Source organism: Paenibacillus agricola, assembly GCF_011440305.1.
Lineage (GTDB): Bacteria > Bacillota > Bacilli > Paenibacillales > NBRC-103111 > Paenibacillus_S > Paenibacillus_S agricola.
Genome location: NZ_JAAOIW010000013.1, coordinates 123,048 through 140,023 on the forward strand (window position 1 = coordinate 123,048; position 16,976 = coordinate 140,023).

At 41.0% G+C, this 16,976-nt stretch carries 14 protein-coding genes; 11 read left to right on the top strand and 3 right to left on the bottom strand.

The window, feature by feature from the left end; genetic code table 11:
- Positions 1-180: 180 nt before the first annotated feature.
- Genes G9U52_RS28335 through G9U52_RS28345 form a run of 3 tightly spaced genes read right to left on the bottom strand, consistent with a single transcriptional unit; the run spans position 181 to position 3,699 of the window.
- Positions 181-1,278: a Ger(x)C family spore germination protein gene (locus G9U52_RS28335; protein ID WP_166154030.1), complete on the bottom strand. Its 1,098-nt coding sequence runs from the start codon at positions 1,276-1,278 to the stop codon at positions 181-183.
- Positions 1,268-2,347, bottom strand: coding sequence for a GerAB/ArcD/ProY family transporter (locus G9U52_RS28340; RefSeq protein WP_166154031.1), 1,080 nt, complete (start codon positions 2,345-2,347; stop codon positions 1,268-1,270). The genes G9U52_RS28335 and G9U52_RS28340 overlap by 11 nt, the downstream gene beginning before the upstream one ends.
- A 5-nt stretch (positions 2,348-2,352) precedes the next feature.
- Positions 2,353-3,699 (bottom strand): spore germination protein, encoded by a 1,347-nt coding sequence (locus tag G9U52_RS28345; protein WP_166154032.1) that lies wholly within the window; start codon positions 3,697-3,699, stop codon positions 2,353-2,355.
- Positions 3,700-4,130: 431 nt separating this feature from the next.
- Between G9U52_RS28345 and G9U52_RS28350 the strand changes: the two genes are divergently transcribed.
- From G9U52_RS28350 to G9U52_RS28400, 11 genes are all read left to right on the top strand, one after another.
- On the top strand, positions 4,131-5,009 hold the full coding sequence (locus G9U52_RS28350) for a carbohydrate ABC transporter permease (RefSeq protein ID WP_166154033.1): 879 nt from the start codon (positions 4,131-4,133) through the stop codon (positions 5,007-5,009).
- Positions 5,006-5,857: a carbohydrate ABC transporter permease gene (locus tag G9U52_RS28355; RefSeq protein ID WP_207953262.1), complete on the top strand. Its 852-nt coding sequence runs from the start codon at positions 5,006-5,008 to the stop codon at positions 5,855-5,857. The genes G9U52_RS28350 and G9U52_RS28355 overlap by 4 nt, the downstream gene beginning before the upstream one ends.
- A 69-nt stretch (positions 5,858-5,926) precedes the next feature.
- Positions 5,927-7,243 (top strand): ABC transporter substrate-binding protein, encoded by a 1,317-nt coding sequence (locus G9U52_RS28360; RefSeq protein ID WP_166154034.1) that lies wholly within the window; start codon positions 5,927-5,929, stop codon positions 7,241-7,243.
- 680 nt (positions 7,244-7,923) lie between these two features.
- Positions 7,924-8,592: a GntR family transcriptional regulator gene (locus G9U52_RS28365; RefSeq protein WP_166154035.1), complete on the top strand. Its 669-nt coding sequence runs from the start codon at positions 7,924-7,926 to the stop codon at positions 8,590-8,592.
- 226 nt (positions 8,593-8,818) lie between these two features.
- Positions 8,819-10,177 (top strand): ABC transporter substrate-binding protein, encoded by a 1,359-nt coding sequence (locus tag G9U52_RS28370; protein ID WP_166154036.1) that lies wholly within the window; start codon positions 8,819-8,821, stop codon positions 10,175-10,177.
- Positions 10,178-10,264: 87 nt separating this feature from the next.
- On the top strand, positions 10,265-11,149 hold the full coding sequence (locus tag G9U52_RS28375) for a carbohydrate ABC transporter permease (RefSeq protein WP_166154037.1): 885 nt from the start codon (positions 10,265-10,267) through the stop codon (positions 11,147-11,149).
- Between the two features lie 150 nt (positions 11,150-11,299).
- The gene (locus tag G9U52_RS28380) at positions 11,300-12,025 is read left to right on the top strand and encodes a carbohydrate ABC transporter permease (RefSeq protein ID WP_243767608.1); all 726 of its coding nucleotides are present in this window, start codon (positions 11,300-11,302) and stop codon (positions 12,023-12,025) included.
- 32 nt (positions 12,026-12,057) lie between these two features.
- Positions 12,058-13,152: a mandelate racemase/muconate lactonizing enzyme family protein gene (locus G9U52_RS28385; protein WP_166154038.1), complete on the top strand. Its 1,095-nt coding sequence runs from the start codon at positions 12,058-12,060 to the stop codon at positions 13,150-13,152.
- Positions 13,153-13,221: 69 nt separating this feature from the next.
- Positions 13,222-14,658, top strand: coding sequence for an aldehyde dehydrogenase family protein (locus tag G9U52_RS28390; protein WP_166154039.1), 1,437 nt, complete (start codon positions 13,222-13,224; stop codon positions 14,656-14,658).
- A 20-nt stretch (positions 14,659-14,678) separates the two neighbouring features.
- A complete protein-coding gene (locus G9U52_RS28395) occupies positions 14,679-15,884 on the top strand; it encodes a hydroxyacid-oxoacid transhydrogenase (RefSeq protein ID WP_166154040.1) in 1,206 nt (401 codons plus the stop codon).
- Between the two features lie 17 nt (positions 15,885-15,901).
- On the top strand, positions 15,902-16,882 hold the full coding sequence (locus G9U52_RS28400; protein WP_166154041.1) for a 2-hydroxyacid dehydrogenase: 981 nt from the start codon (positions 15,902-15,904) through the stop codon (positions 16,880-16,882).
- The last annotated feature ends 94 nt before the right edge of the window (positions 16,883-16,976 follow it).

The following is a 16,976-nucleotide window of genomic DNA, read 5'->3' on the forward strand; positions in this document are numbered from 1 at the left end:
GGGAATTCTCCGTCATTGCTCGAATGCAGTACAAATCACCGTCCGATTACGGAGAATCTTCATGACCGCAAGCCACTAACAGCCAGCTGTGTGCATTCCCCTGATATATCAGTGTGCGAGAACTTTAATTACGCTGCGATCAGCAAACTGGAGAAGGCGGCGGTCTCAAGTGATTGCCGCTTATTTCCATCGAAGGGTTCCTGTTCGTGTAATCTTTACATCAGAATGCACTTGAAACTTCATATTCGGATATTCATCGGTTAGCCAATGGTCATCCAGGGTGAATTTGGAATTCGTCGACCAATAGTTTAAACCTAAAAAAAACGGATCCACTTGATTTTTCTGCAGTTTTAAAAGCAGTCTGGAAATATCCTTGTTCAGCTTTTTTGTCACCATGTCCTGCAAATCTGAAGTAGTATAATTCAAAAGGTCTGTATCTTCGATGACTCCATCGATTTTCACATGCACATCACATAAGAAGTTGTTTTCCTCTTCCTTTATATGGATAGTCACTTTCCCATGCTTGACGCCTAGGCCGAAGTTTTTCTCTGGGCCTAGTACAATAAAGCCTTTTCTCATCCCAATTTTTATTAAATTAAAATATTTTGTTTCCGCCTGATTCAGCTTTAGTTTCATCCGTTTATTGTTATCGAACAGCGCGGATTCTCTGGCAATTATTTTGTTGTTTTCAACGCTCAATAACGGACAATACATGGTGAGTCCGGGTGTCAATGAATATTTGTACATTTGATGCAACTCAGTGACCGGGGTAAATTCGGTATCAACACCTTCGCCAAATTTCATGAACAAATTGTCTCCTGCCGTACGTTCGCCTTTTTGATGTAAGACTACAATGTCCTTGGCTTTATCAGCTACAGCAACCCAGGCAATGTCTTGAAAATCTCGACGGCGAATAAAAAAATCAACATATTTCAAAATATTTTCCTGTTTGACTAATTCTTCGCTGAAGACCACAACCTTCATGTGGGAAAAATCCGGCTCCAAAAAAAACTGCTGCTTGACCTGTTGAAAGGCTTGGCCGATGGAAGAAGCAGATGTTTCAAAAATGTCAAAAGTATCTGGTGTCGTAGAAGTTCCCGGATTTTGCCCTTGTGGTATCGCACCTCTCAATGTGAGATTAAATTCCCCGGATTTGCCTTTATCTAAGCCTATGGCCACGATGTACTGGCGGCGGTCAATATCTTTATAATCGGAACGGCACCCTTGCAGCATGATAAGAAAACACAAGCTTATCCCGAAAGCTTTGCTATGACGCAAGTAGGCCACGCTCCTTTCTTTTTGCAAGCACATACCACAAGATGCCGATTACATTTTGTTCAATTACCCATACAACTAAATATTGTTCAAAGTAATTAAAAAGGACAGCAGGTTCTTTGATGAACCAAGAGAAAATAACGTAACTGGCTAAAACGAAGCCTAAGCTGATTTTCGAAATCATCTTTTTCTTAAACATGATATTAAGTAAACGATATCCCTTATAGGTGTGTAGGAGTATTCCCATGTACCCGCATAATAAGAGGAGGGGTATGAAGAGAAACATTCCACGTTCTATAACAAATAAATCGATGGCAAACGTCTCAGCTGTCATTATCCAAACAAGATTCAAATTTCGAATCGCCCATGGACCGAACACGGATAGGGGGATGATCAATCCACACAAAGTAACTACAAGACCAACGGAAATAAAAACAACAAGGGATTTCTTCAAGCTGGTCGGTGCGAAATAAGGATTCCAGACGGCGAGACAAGAATAACCTCCATAAACAAAAGCGGCAGCTGTTATCCCTTGCAAAGAAGGGGGCTTCCAGGCATGGACAAGCACTCCTTGGAACATAACCCCATGTATTTCTTTAAAACCCAGCCAAAATATGATGAGCATGAGAATAAAAGCAATAGCTGTAAAAAAAGCTGTCATATACAAAATCGTACTATCTGTATGCAAGAAAGTTAATAACGGAACGGTGATTAATAAAATCGCAAGGAACCAGACGGGGGTATTGGGCATAAGAAACTCTATAATAGGTTCCAATATTGCCCGGAACATCAAGAAGCCCGTAACAAAAAGTAACGCTACATGCAGAATGGAGAGGATCCCCCCTACATATTTACCACACAAATAACGATTAATTTCAATCATCGTAAATTTCGGAAACCTGTTATAGACGGACAGGAGTAACGAGATATTGATTACCGCGAGTAATAACCCAATTGGAACGGCCGATAAACCGAATTGCAGATAGTTTCTGGATATTACACTCGGTGCATTAAATATGGCATGATTGATCATAAAATAGGTCAATAAAGAAATATAAAATATGGCATTCATCCTGTTTACCTCCCGCTGGATGATTTTTTTGTGTTAAATGGAATCGGGCCCGTAAAGGACTGGACCATCGAATAAGTTGAATTATGCAGGGTAAACAAGTAACTGATAAGCAAAATGATGCCAATCGTTAATCCGTAAAATCCTGCGATGGTTCCCATGAAAAGCAATATGTATTTTAAGACACGCACTGTAAGTGACATCGTACTGATAGGTATCACAAAGTTTGCGATGGCCACCGCCGATACCATGATGATCATGATATCGCTGACCAAATTGGCTTGAGAAGCGGCTTGCCCCAAAATAAGTCCTCCGACCGTTGTAACCGTCGGACCGATTGTTTTCGGTACACGTAATGAAGCCTCCACTAATAATTCCATCATAATCAGCATAAAGGTAACCTCAAGAAAGGCTGGATATGGAAGTCCTGCTCTGCTGCCTGCGATGGATAAAGCTAGTTGAACGCGAAACACTTCCGGATTGTAGGCTGTAAAAGCAACATAGGCTCCAGGCAAAAGAATAGTGATGGATAACGCTAAATATCTTAAAATGATCATGAAATGACTGTATATAGGAAGCCCATAAGAGTCGTCCACAGAAGACATAAAATCATGAAAATTTATGGGAGATAGACTGACAAAAGGGGTTGTTTCTATTAGATAAGCGATTTTTCCTCTGGAAAGCGCAGTGCTTACCCGATCCGGACGTTCTGTCACCATGGATCTTGGAAATAATAAAGGTCTCTTTATGGATAAATATTGTTGAAGTCTGGATACATCTTGAACAATAGGAATATGAAGGTTTTGTATATGGGAAAGCTCATTGTTCACAAATTCTTGATCAGCCAATTCACTATCGTACAGCATATAACCTGTAGTGTGGCTTTTTTCCCCAATCTCGAATTTTACAATTCGGAGTGTTGGACTATGGTAATGTTTTCGAATTAAATTCAGATTGATCGAAAGGTTTTCCACAAAAGCCTCTAAAGGACCTATTATGGAAGCTTCAACTTGGGGGGTATTAACGGAGCGGTTTTCATATTTTGCGGTTTTCTCAATCGTATAAATGTGATCGTTATATAATAAAACAGCGTTACCTTTGCATAACTTGAGGAGTAGTTGATCTGGGTTATTGCCGGGTTGACCAATAGAATTTATGTATTGTTCAAACTGCGTTTTGGAATAGCGAAAAAAAGGATCTATAAGCTGTTCATCAATAAACAACGCATCTGTTATTGTCGAGATATAATACAAAGTAAATTCCGATTCTGCAGAGATCTGTTCTTTACGTGCATCGGCATTATTCTCAATAAAAGAATCCAAGGCGCTGGAAATAATCTGAATTTGGTCATTCATTGGCGCGAATCCCCTTTATCGAGTATGTCGTCGTTATCGGTAACGCTGGTTATTATACCCTGTTAAAAAATTCATATCCAAAACTTGGGGGGCAAATTCAAAGGGAGCGGGTCCGTAGCAACGAACTGTGGGATAACGGTTAATCAATTCAACTGCAAAAAGGACAGACGAATGATTGCATTCGACCTGCCCTTTATTATCATTGCATGATTTTGTTTGCCGATAATAAATGAATATTCATAAAATATTGTCAATATAATATGAGGTAATAAGCACAAGAAATAATGGACGAGATTAAAAAAGGAGTGATCATTGGCTGAAAGCATACAAAGATTGGATACCTTAGTACAAATAACATTGTTTTTTTTGCATTTAGCTATCAACCAAGATGAAAACCGAATAATAACGTTAGTAGGTGACTAGATTTGTATGTGAAAAATAAAGAACCATTTTGGAATCATATAAAAGTAGTTCCTTATCTTTTTATTCTGCCAAATATGCTTCTGTTTCTATGCTTTATGATTATTCCGATTTTGATGACTTTCTACTATAGCCTTGTTAAATGGGGAGGTATGGGCAGTCCCGTTTTTATAGGATTTGATAACTATTTGTATCTTTTGGGTGATGAGGTATTCAGAAAATCTGTTTTGGTGACAATCATATTTACAGCAGCGACCGTTCCTATTCTTATGGTAATGTCACTCATGTTTGCACTTTTATTAAATCAAAAAATTAAGTTTAGAGCGTTCTTCCGTAGTGTGCTGTTCATTCCATCCGTAATTTCGTCCGTTGTTGTTGGTATGGTCTTTGTATGGTTGTTCAATGACCAATTGGGACTCATTAATTACATTCTCAATTCATTGGGTATACAATCTATTGGTTGGTCAACAAATCCCAATATGGCAATGGTAATGATTATCGTAGGTACGCTCTGGAGCCGAATAGGGTATAATATGGTCATTTATTTGGCGGCACTTCAAGGAATATCCCCAGAGTATTATGAGGCCGCTACCATTGACGGTGCAAATTCTTGGCAAAAGTTTCGCTTTATAACCATGCCGCTTCTTAAACCTATACATACTTTCATCTTAATTACTGTTGTCATTCACTCATTCCGTTCATTCGATTTGATTTATGTTATGACCAAAGGTGGTCCTCTTAATGCAACCACAACACTGGTTATGCATGTTTATGATACAGCATTTAAATTGAATTATTTTGGTCGCGCATCTGCATCGGGTGTTATTTTGTTTCTAATCCTTATGACATTTACTCTCTTTAGACTGAAATCAAACAAGGAGAACGTATGATAACAAACCAAAAAAAACAGCGAATGCGGTCACCGAGGGCCTCTCATATTTTCACTTATGTACTGATGGTTATCGTATCTATTATTGTTTTATTTCCGTTTTATTGGATGTTTGTAACGGCAGTAAAGCCTTTAGGGGAGATCTTTGAATTTCCACCTAAGCTGTGGCCGAGTGAATTTTTTTGGGGTAACTTCACAAAATCAATGTCCGTAACAGATTTCCCTACTTATTTTAAAAATAGTATCATTGTGACTTCCATTGCAACAATTATTACCGTTTTTATCAATCTTCTTGCGGGTTACGCTTTTGCTAAGTATAAATTTAAAGGCAAGGAGTTTATGTTTTTAATCGTATTGAGTACATTGATGATTCCCATACAGGTAACAATGATACCTAACTTTATTATCGTATCTAAGCTAGGTCTGCTTAATACTTATGTCGGACTCATTCTGCCTACTTGTGCAGAGGCATTTGGATTGTTCCTTTCTCGTCAATTCATGTCTGAGATACCGGATGAGCTTATTGAATCGGGACGTATAGATGGTGCAAGTGAGTTTCACATATTTAGTAAGATTGTTTTTCCCAACGTAAAGCCTCTTCTTGGTGTACTGGTTATCTTCACAGTAATGTGGCGTTGGAATGATTTCCAATGGCCATTGATCATGCTTTCAGATAAAAAAATGTATACGGTGCAGCTCGGATTATCGATGCTAAATGGAGCGAATTACGTTAACTGGAACGATTTAATGAGTGCTGCACTTATTTCGATTATTCCAGTTTTGATCGTATTCTTTGCCTTTCAGAAGCAGTTTGTGCAGGGAATAACCTATACAGGAATTAAAGGCTAGCTTATGCTAATTTTTATTTAACCGCGAGGTGTGATGATCAGATGTTTATTCATTTAAGGGGGAAAAAAGATGTCAATCAACAAATTCAAAAGAACACTCTCCACATTTTGTGCCTTGGGTATGGTTGCTTCCGTGGCCGCCTGCAGTACACCCGCAGTAAGTACATCAGGAACTGCTGGTAACGGAGTTGCCGAAAAAGGTGCCGTACTTAAGGTAGCCTATTGGGAATCATCTTCATCTGATAAAGCCGGTTGGGATCTGATGTTTAAGAATTTTGCAAAAGATCATCCGGAAATTAAATTAGAGCCACAGCTTTATCCATCCAATACGTTTAGACAAACCCTAGACACAAGAATTGCCGGTAACGATTGGCCTGATATTGTTCGCTATACCTATCAGAGACTTGGAAAATTTAAAGAGAACAATGTAATGCTTGATCTTAAAGGTAAAATTTCTGAAGAAAGTCTTAACGACCTGGTACCCGCATTTCGCGCAGCTGTTACATATAACGGAAAACTTGTAGCTATGCCTCACCATACGGATACAATGGCTATGTTCTACAATAAGACCATGTTCGAGAAATCAGGAATAAGAATTCCTAAAGATGCGACTGACGGCTGGACGTGGGAGGAACTTACGGCCAATGCGCGTAAACTTAAAGCAGACAATAATTTAGAATATGCTTTTGGGGGGATTTGGGAGAATGGTTCCGGTTACCGTTACCTTCCATTTATCTACATGAACGGCGGATCGGTTTTGAGCAAAGATATGAAATCAATTACAATCAATTCACCGGAAGCTCTTGCAGCTACCAAGCTTTATGAGACATGGCAGAAAGAAAAGCTTGTTGTAAAAACTGGCTTCACGCAGGAACCAGCAGCCAATTTGCTTTTCGTTGCTAAGAAATTAGCGTTTACATTTTCCGGCAGCTGGCACCTTTCTTACATGGAAGAGAACATGCCAGGTAATTGGGGAGTTACTTATATGCCCCAAGTTAAAGGGAAAACCGGATCTGATATGGGTGGTAATTCAATCTTTGCATACTCTGGTACCAAATATCCAAATGCTGCAGCAATTTTTATTGACTACATGACCAATAAAGCTAATATGAAAGCCTTTACGGAGGCCTCTAATTTTATTCCAGTACGCACAAGTCTTATCAATGAGGGGCTGAAATACACGGGTTTCCAGAAAGAGATGGAAGTAATGCTCAATATCGTTAAAACCATCGATCCTAAGCTGGCTGATGATGAGACATCTACTCGTTTCCAACAAATAAACCAAATCTATGGTGAGATTATGGATCCAATAGCTATAAATGGTTCGATGACAGCTGAAAAGGCTTTGGAAAAAGCACAAAAAGATATGACAGAAGCTCTCAAATAATGATTTGCACGTTTGGATGAAGAACTACACTTTCGATGAAAAGAAAGTGTAGTTTTTTGTTAGGTTAAGGTATCCAAGCAGCCATTAGCTTCAAAACATTTATCATTTACTGGGTGCCGTTGACATTTGGAATTAGACCTATTCGAGGGTGAGCATGAAATATCGGGTAGGTCAGCTTACGAAGTGTGGGATGCTTTGCGCGTTTAGGATCATCGTTAACGAATACGATAATTGAAATATCATCGGGAGCAGGTAGCCACGGCTAGCCTGTTCTTATTTGTTCATACATAATAAGAGATAATTTTTGCAAAGATGAATAGCAGCTATTTGATGGTTTGTTAATGAACATGCAAAAGATTATGCCACAAGTAGTTGAGCTTAAACCAATTAAAATTACGCAAGAAGTTGTAGGAAGTGATCGCCCCATGCGGCTTACCCATCGGATCATAATAAAATAAATCATATATGATATGTGAAAGACATAACAATATAGTATACGATTAAATCCATTTCGCGTGAAAATACTTAAATTAACGCTATTATTTGATGTTTAACAATGTTTAACATCATTAAAAACACTTTTCGTTGACAAATCATATATGATTGAATGCTATTTATATATTATTACGTATAATGGTAAAAATTTGTATGTAATTAAACGCAAGGAAAGGAGGAAGTGAATGAATAAAAAAAAAGAAAAAGGAGTTACAACTGAGTATATTTATAATTTGTTAAAAGAGCAGATTTTCGAGTGGAAATTATCTCCCGGACAAAAGATTAATATTGATCATCTGTCGAAGGAGTTAAATATTAGCTCCATCCCTTTAAGAGAAGTACTCTCGCGTTTTCATTCCGAGAAGTTAGTTATACTTGAACCTTATAAGGGATACCGGGTCAGTGGTATTTTGGATGATCAAAGTATGACGGCTATGTTAGAAGCGCGCATTTTAATTGAGACGCACGCGATTCGAAATATAATCCGATGCAATCGGTTACATATTTTAGATGGATTGTCCCGTTTAACTGAGCAAATCTCTTCGATTAAGATGGGTTCGTCTTACAAGGAAGTACTTGAATTTAATCAATTAGACCATCTGTTTCACTTGTCGATGGTAAAAGCGACAGAGAATTCATTTCTTGCTGATGCGTACGTAGGTATGCATTGTCATCTACACATCGCTCGTTTTTATCATGTAAGAGGCGAAGTGGATCAACGTGAGGCTGCGCTTGAGCATGTGGAAATTGTGGAGGCAATTCGATCCCGTGATATATATCGTGCTGAGGAAGCTGTTACTAAGCACATTTGGGATGCGAAAAATCGTTTATTGCAAAAAAAGGATAGGATTTAAAGACGCTTTGAGTTTTTAAGATGGAGCTTCATCTTCTTGGATTCAGTTTGAGTAGCCCAAGGATTTTCTCTTTATGAGAAACCTTTAAAATAGAATGTACACAGGGCGTATCGTTTTGTAAGCGTTATCTGGAAAAAGTTGATTATTAGTTAGAGGTGATCCATGACATGAATTGCAGGGCAAAGTCATAAGCGATGTATAAACTAAAATTAGGAGGGGTTAAGAAATGAAAAATTCAAAAGCTATTGCTCTGATCGCCATGTCAGCAGTTGCTTTAAGTGCCTGCAGTTCAGTCAATCCAGCTCCTGGCGCCGCACCAGCTGCAAGCACGCCAGCTCCAAACAGCACACCGGCATCGACATCGGCAGCACCAAAATTTGATCCTAATAAAAAAGCTACTATTAAATATTCTTTCTGGGGCGATACGGATACTAAAGCTTTGCATGTTGCAGTAACGGAAGCGTTTATGAAAGAGTATCCGAATGTTACGGTTGAACCTGTTTACATTCCAGCGGAGTATTTAACCAAAATTCAAACCACTTTCACTGGCGGAACCCAGCCGGATCTTATCAATTTTACAGCTAACGATCTAATTTCTTTTGCTGCAGCCGGCGTATTGGAACCACAAACCAAATGGATTAAAGGCGAGTGGGATAAAGAAAATTTTGGCGACAATTTCGAGAGATTGATGAAAGCGATGGAATATAACGGTGAGATATGGGCTTTGCCTCGGAACTCAGCGGGCAGAACGATCTTTTATAACAAGCGGATTTTTGACGAGGCCGGCGTGAAATATCCGGATAGTACCTGGACATGGGATACATTAATTGAGCAGGGCAAAAAGCTGACTAACAGCAGCACCGATCCGAATAAGAAAGTGTTCGCGATTGGCTTTCAAGGGGAAGTATCGGACATAGGGGCCAGCTATATTTGGCAAGCGGGCGGCGATTATTTTAGCCCAGACGGGAAAAAATTTATTCTTAATTCACCGGAAAGCAGAAAGGCATTCCAATATTTACATGACCTGATCTATGTGCATCAAATTGCACCTAACCCTAGCGTTTATACAAATGGAACTCCGCAATCACTATTCATGAATGAAAAAGTAGCTATGCACTTTGATGCGGGATCGTTTATTGCCACTATGCAAAAGGCTAAATTCGCATGGGATCTTGCTTTGTTCCCTATGGGTCCCAAAAACCGTATCGGCGCTTTATCCCCTACAAGCTTAGCAATTCCGAAAGATAGCAAGAACAAAGAAGCAGCTTGGGAATTAGCCAAATTTATTAACGGACCGAAAGGACAGGAAATTCTGATCAGCACCGGGTTTTCCGCTCCTGTCAGAAAGTCGATATTGAACGATGAGAAAAAATATTTACCGGGCGATAAATTTAAAGTTGACCGTAAAGTCGCATTGGAAAGTTACACAGATCATTCCGCGGTAAAACCTACCAATCCTATTTGGACACAAACCGATACCATTATTAAAAAGTACCTGGGATTATACTTCCTTGATAAAAACGGTAAAATCGATGAATCGCTGAAACTCATTGAGAACGAGGTTAACGCAATAATGCCTAAGTAATCTTCGGGATGCTCGCCATGTTGACCGGATAAGGATTACAGCCCCTTCTTATCCGGATTCATAAATAAATAATGAGGGGAATGCAGCATGTCAAGGAAATTTTTATTAAACGATACGATGGTAGCCTATTATTTTTTGTTGCCTGCTATAATCGGATTTGCTATTTTTACCGCAGTCCCATTGGTAGCTTCCCTTGTTATTTCCTTCTATGAATGGAATACATTATCCAGTCCGAAATTTGTTGGTCTTGGGAACTTTGTCAAAATTTTCACCGAGGATCAAATATTTTGGATTGCGATGGAAAATACATTCTGGTACGCGGTAGGTGTTGTTCCTTTCAGTATAGCCTTGGGATTGGCCGCAGCATTATTGTTAAATCAAAAAATAATCGGTATTGCCTTTTGGAGAACGGTTTACTTTCTGCCAGTAATGACTTCGACAGTTGCCATTTCACTGGTCTGGAAGTGGCTTTACAACCCTGATGTTGGTTTAATTAATGTGTTATTGAGGGAAATCGGAATTCAGAATCCCCCTACATGGTTAACCAGTACCACTTGGGCTTTGCCCTCGATCATTATTGTTACGATTTGGAAAACAATCGGTTACAATATGGTTATTTTTCTAGCTGGCTTGCAAAATGTACCGAAGGAATTATATGAAGCGGCTGAAATTGATGGTTCGAGCAAGTGGAATATGTTTTGGAAAATCACGCTTCCTTTGTTGCGACCTACTACCTTTTTTATAACGGTGATTTCGATTATCCATTCTTTTCAAGTATTCGGATATGCGCTGATCATGACAGAAGGCGGTCCCGGCGCTTCGACCAACACGTTGGTTTTATACATCTACCAGCAGGGCTTCAAGTATTTCAATATGGGCTATGCTTCGGCCATTGCATGGGTCTTATTCATTATTCTTTTAATTGTTACGATGATTCAATCCTACGTGAATAATCGAAGGGAGGCCGCCTAATCCATGGAAATTATCCAGTCAACAGCAAAAGCATCCATTGTCATGAAGCGGTCGACCCTGCAACGGGTTACAGATTTGATAACGTATACCATTTTAATTGCTTTCTCTGGAATTATGGTACTCCCTTTTATTTGGATGGTATCTTCATCCTTGAAAAATTTGGAGGAAGTAAGTGAAATTCCAATTCGTTGGATTCCTGAGACATTCCGTTTTAGCAATTATGTGGAAGTTTTTCAAAGCATCCCGATGGGACGGTTTATTTTAAACTCCTTCTTTGTTGCTATTTCGGTGACGGTTTTAGCGATAATTGTTTCGTCATTGGCAGCTTATGCGTTTGCAAGATTGAATTTTAAAGGGAAAAGCACGCTCTTTCTATGCTTTTTGACAACCATGATGATCCCGCAGCAGGTAACGATGATTCCCAACTTTTTGATTATGAAAGAATTTGGCTGGCTTAACACCTATAACGCCTTGATTTTCCCTCATTTATTTACGGCTTTCGGGGTGTTTATGTTAAGACAATTTTTTCTCTCCATTCCTGTCGAGCTTGAAGAAGCAGCGAGAATAGACGGTTGCAGCCGTTTTAGAATCTACTGGAATATCATGATTCCTTTGGCTAAGCCTGCATTTGTGACGTTAGGAGTCTTTCTGTTCCTGGGCGAATGGAACTCGTTCCTATGGCCTCTTATTGTAATTGACTCTGTAAATCTGCAGCCTATCCAAGTCGGTTTACGGACTTTCCAAGGAGAGTTTACAACTCACTGGCATCTGATGATGGCAGGAGCTTTAATAGCGGAATTGCCTGTCTTGTTATTTTATGTCTTTTGTCAACGATACATTATTGAAGGAATTGCAACTTCAGGTATCAAGGGCTAATAACGAAACTAAATTATTCAGGAGGTTTATTCATGAAAATCACAAAGCTGGAAGCTGTAATTATTGTAAAGGAAGTTAAAAATCCGATGAAGGATGCACTACACACTTATGATGCAGGCACTCAAGTAGTAACCAAAATACACACGGATGAAGGTATTATAGGATATGCTACGAGCTTTTTCGGCAGAGGAAAAGCAAGCGGAGCGATATTGAAGCTTATCCTGGAATCAGAGCTAGGCCCGCATCTCATTGGGGAAGATCCGCACTTTACTCGTAAAATCCGCAAAAAATTATGGAGCGTTGCTGACTATCACGGAGCAGAGGGCTTCTCGCATTTTGCTATCTCTGCTATTGATATTGCGCTATGGGACATTATTGGAAAGAAAGCCAATCTGCCGACTGCGAAGGTTTTAGGCGCCGTTCGTGATCGTATCCCTGCTTATTGCATGGCGGGATGGTATGTCGATACGGAAAAGGAATATGTCGCAAAATGTATCGAAACGGTGGAAGAGGGATTTAAGGCAATTAAACTAAAAGTAGGCAAATATTCGTTGGAGAATGACATTGAACGCATTAAAATAGCGCAACGAGAAGTAGGGTCTGATATTAAAATTATGGTTGACGCCAATCAGGGATTTGACGAAAAAGAAGCGCTTCGTCGGGGAAGAGCCTACGAGCAGCTGGGCATCAGATGGTTTGAAGAGCCGTTAATTCCACAGCATAAAGAGAGTTCAGCACGATTGGCTCATGCATTGGATATCCCGATAGCAATTGGAGAAAACTTTTACTCCAAATTCCAATTTTATGATGCTGTTCAAGCTGGAGCCGCCTCGATTTATCAACCGGATAACCGAAGAGCCGGAGGACCCACGGAATGGCTGGAAATCGGAGCCATTACGGATGCGGCCGGACATCATATCGCAAGCCACGGCGGTGGACCTGCAAACGTGAATATGCTGTGCGTGTTGCCTAACGCGATCTTCTTGGAAAGCGGAAGCTTGAAAAAAGAAGATGGCATGCTAAAAAATCGACTGGTCATGGTAGATGGGGAAGTACTGCTTCCGGATGTGCCAGGAATGGGTACGGAAGTAGATGAAGACTATATTCAGAAATATCGCGTAGACTAGAGGATTTGATAAGAAGACCTCGGCGGATGACCGGGGTTTTCCTATCATCATATTGGGAGGAGCAAGAGAATGTCTAAGCATACAGTTGAAGCCTTAGGAAATTTGGTTAACGGACAATGGATAGTCGGCTCAGAAACCTTTGAAGTTTTCAATAAATATACCGGTGATGTGATGGTTAAGGTGACCAAATCATCCCGGGAAGATGTGAGTCACGCCATTGGCAATGCTTTGGAAACATTCAAAACAACTAAGCTGACGCCTTATCAAAGGTACGAGATTTTGATGAAAGCGGCCGAACTGTTTAAGCAACGTAAAAATGAGCTTGCCCTGACGATTGTTCGGGAAGGCGGCAAGGTGCTCAAAGACGCCAGTATGGAGATTGATCGAGGGATTCAAACGTTCATTGCTTCTGCTGAAGAAGCAAAAAGACTGCAAGGACATGAAGTGCCGATTCAAGGACAGCCGGGCAGTGATAATAAAATTGCTTTTACTTTACGTGTTCCTGTAGGCGTCCTCTGTGCAATAACGCCGTTCAATTTCCCGTTCAATTTAGTAGCTCATAAAATTGCGCCGGCACTTGCTGCAGGCAATACGGTTATTTTAAAGCCGGCAGGCGTAACACCGCAAATTGCCGCCAAAATGGCGGAAATATTGTTGGAGGCAGGACTTCCGCCAGGTTTTTTAAATATCGTAAACGGTCCGGGAAGAGAAATTGGGCAGTATTTGTTAGAGGACGCCCGCATAGCGATGTATACCTTTACGGGGAGTACGGAGGTTGGGAAGCAGATTAAAGCGTCCTCTGGTATTCGCAGGGTGACCTTGGAGCTTGGAAGCAACTCACCGAATATTGTTCATAAAGACGCACCGGATTTGGCTAAAGCCGCCCAATTATGTGTGAACAAAGGCTTTAGTAACGCAGGGCAGGCATGCATTTCCGTGCAAAGGATTTATGTGCATCAAGACATATACACGGCTTTTGTTGAAAGGTCGATTGAAGCGGCATCGAAGCTCAAGGTGGGTGACCCTGAGCTTAATGAAACTGATATTGGGCCGATGATATCGGAAAAAGAAGCGGTGCGGGCAGAGCAATGGATTCAGGAAGCCGTTCAACAAGGAGCCACAATTGTTTATGGGGGCCATCGGAAGGGTGCGATTCTATACCCAACCATTATGACCAATACCCTATCCTCAATGAAGGTAATGTGCCAGGAGGTTTTTGCTCCGATTGTCTGCATTACTTCATATGGTGACATCAATGAAGCGTTGGCAGCAGCAAATGATTCCAATTATGGGCTGCAAGCAGGCATTTTCACTTCTGATCTTCAGCTTGCTTTCAGGGCTGCCAAGGAATTGGATTTTGGCGGTGTAATCATTAACGATGTGTCCACGTTTAGAGCAGATATTATGCCCTATGGCGGTGTGAAGGACAGCGGATATGGAAAAGAAGGTCCGAGGTATGCCATTCAGGAAATGACCAATGAAAAAATAGTTGTGTTTGATATTTAGTTGAAGAGGGATGATCAGATATGAGGGATACATGGTCTTATTTCCCATCCGGGAAAATTATATTCGGAAATGGTGCCATTCAACAATTAGGCGAGCTTTTAAAAAACATGAATGCCCGAAATATCTTCCTCATTACAGATATGGGAATCGTTCAATCCGGCATACTGCGTACGGTTATGAATATTTTGGAGAAAGATAACTTCCTCGTAAAGGTATTTGACGGTACGACTCCGGAACCACCGATTTCCGTTGCGTTGGAATGCTATGAATTTGCCAAATCGGAAATTAATGCGGATGTCATTATCGGTCTGGGTGGAGGCAGCAGCATTGACTTGGCAAAAGTTGTTGCCCTACTGGTAGCACATGGGGGGCGACCGCAGGATTATTTTGGCGAGAATGCCATTCCATCGCCAATTGCTCCCTTGATAGCCATTCCTACTACGGCAGGCACCGGTTCTGAAGTGACATCGGTAGCTGTCTTAACCGATACGGAAAATAATATTAAAGTTGGAATTTCCAACAATTATTTAAGGCCGGCGGTCGCTTTATTGGATCCCGAGCTGACACTGAACCTGCCACCCTATGTGACGGCATGTTCAGGCATCGATGCTTTGGCACATGCCATCGAAGCGTACCTTGCCAAGGACTTTAAGTATATCCAAGCAGAAGGTGACATTTTATTTCAAGGATCGGCTCCGATAAGTGACACACTAGCACTTCAAGCTATTGAACTTATTTCCAAAAACTTAATAACAGCTGTTCAGCAAGGGACAAACCTGGAAGCTCGTACCAACATGCTTCTAGGAAGTTTATTGGCTGGATTGGCATTTTCCAATGCGGGTACAGCTGCAGCTCATGCATTGGCCTATCCGATCGGAGGACTATCCAAATCACCGCATGGAGAAGTCACGGGTCTCTTGCTTCCTTATGTGATTGATTTCAATGCTCGAACATCGGTGGAGAAGCTGAACAAATTATCACAAGCGCTACAGATTCCTGCGTCCGAGCTCCAAGCATCATCGGACAAGATTCAGGCTGTCGTCGCTCAGATCATAGATATTTTGCAGCAAATCGGGTTGCCGACTCGGCTTAACTCGATTGGGATCAAGAGGGAACAACTGCTTGGGATTGCGGAAAAGGCGATACAAATCGAACGGCTAATTCGAAACAATCCACGAGAAGCAACACTAAAGAGCTTCATTAATCTACTTGAAAAGGCCTATTAATTTCGGGAGAGGATTTCATGAAGATTGTCATAACTAGACGTATTCCGGACAGCATTAAACAAATGTTGGAAGTGAACCACACGACCTACATGTGGCAGGAGGAAAATGTACCGATTCCCTATGAGCTGCTGCTGGAGCAAGTGAAGGATGCCGATGCTTTGTTTACCAATGTGTCGGATCGGATAGATAAACCTATATTTCAAGCAGCTCCTAAGCTGAAGGTTGTCAGTACGATGGCAGTTGGTTATGACAATATAGATATCGGAGAGGCAACCGCAAGAGGCATACTTGTAGGGCATACGCCAGATGTTCTATCTGAAGCGGTGGCAGATTTGACATTTGCCCTCCTGCTTGCAACTGCGCGAAAAGTAGTGGAGGCTATGAACTACATCAAGGAAGGCAGCTGGAAAGGCTGGGGACCGATGCTCTTAACCGGGCAAAATGTTTACAACTCTACGGTCGGCATTATCGGCATGGGTGGAATTGGAAAAGGGGTAGCAAGAAGAGCTTCCGGCTTCGGTATGAGGATTTTATATCATAATAGGAGACGAAGAGAAGATATGGAGCAAGAGCTAGGTGTCGAATACAGTTCGCTGGATGACTTGCTTCAAGCTTCCGATTTTGTAGTGATGCTGGCTCCGGCTACTTTGGAAACACGTAGGATGATTGGGGAAAGAGAGCTTTCATTGATGAAGCCGACCGCTATATTGATTAATACTTCTAGAGGCAGCAATATTGATGAAACGGCACTTATTACTGCATTAAAAAAACGCCAAATTTGGGGTGCCGGCTTGGATGTGTTTGAAGTCGAGCCGATTCATGCAGACCATCCTTTGATCGCCCTTGATAATGTAGTATTGCTGCCGCATATAGGAAGCGCAACAGTAGCTACCCGAATGGAAATGGCAGAGATGACCGCTCTTAACATACTTATGGGATTAAGTGGAAAAAAGATAATAAATATTGTAAACCCGGATGTTTACAATATGAGAGGCTGATACCAAAATGCCCCCCCAATTTCCAAACTTCCCTCGAACCCTTTTAAAGGGTAGCTGAACACATACCTGAGCCAAGATTACAGGTTAGGAGTAG

What these genes read in the sequence shown, in the direction of transcription:
- G9U52_RS28370 (WP_166154036.1), top strand. Translation starts at nt 8,819, where the DNA reads ATGAAAAATTCAAAAGCTATTGCTCTGATCGCCATGTCAGCAGTTGCT.
- G9U52_RS28340 (WP_166154031.1), bottom strand. Translation starts at nt 2,347, where the DNA reads ATGAATGCCATATTTTATATTTCTTTATTGACCTATTTTATGATCAAT.
- G9U52_RS28385 (WP_166154038.1), top strand. Translation starts at nt 12,058, where the DNA reads ATGAAAATCACAAAGCTGGAAGCTGTAATTATTGTAAAGGAAGTTAAA.
- G9U52_RS28400 (WP_166154041.1), top strand. Translation starts at nt 15,902, where the DNA reads ATGAAGATTGTCATAACTAGACGTATTCCGGACAGCATTAAACAAATG.
- G9U52_RS28360 (WP_166154034.1), top strand. Translation starts at nt 5,927, where the DNA reads ATGTCAATCAACAAATTCAAAAGAACACTCTCCACATTTTGTGCCTTG.
- G9U52_RS28355 (WP_207953262.1), top strand. Translation starts at nt 5,006, where the DNA reads ATGATAACAAACCAAAAAAAACAGCGAATGCGGTCACCGAGGGCCTCT.
- G9U52_RS28395 (WP_166154040.1), top strand. Translation starts at nt 14,679, where the DNA reads ATGAGGGATACATGGTCTTATTTCCCATCCGGGAAAATTATATTCGGA.
- G9U52_RS28390 (WP_166154039.1), top strand. Translation starts at nt 13,222, where the DNA reads ATGTCTAAGCATACAGTTGAAGCCTTAGGAAATTTGGTTAACGGACAA.
- G9U52_RS28375 (WP_166154037.1), top strand. Translation starts at nt 10,265, where the DNA reads ATGTCAAGGAAATTTTTATTAAACGATACGATGGTAGCCTATTATTTT.
- G9U52_RS28365 (WP_166154035.1), top strand. Translation starts at nt 7,924, where the DNA reads ATGAATAAAAAAAAAGAAAAAGGAGTTACAACTGAGTATATTTATAAT.
- G9U52_RS28345 (WP_166154032.1), bottom strand. Translation starts at nt 3,699, where the DNA reads ATGAATGACCAAATTCAGATTATTTCCAGCGCCTTGGATTCTTTTATT.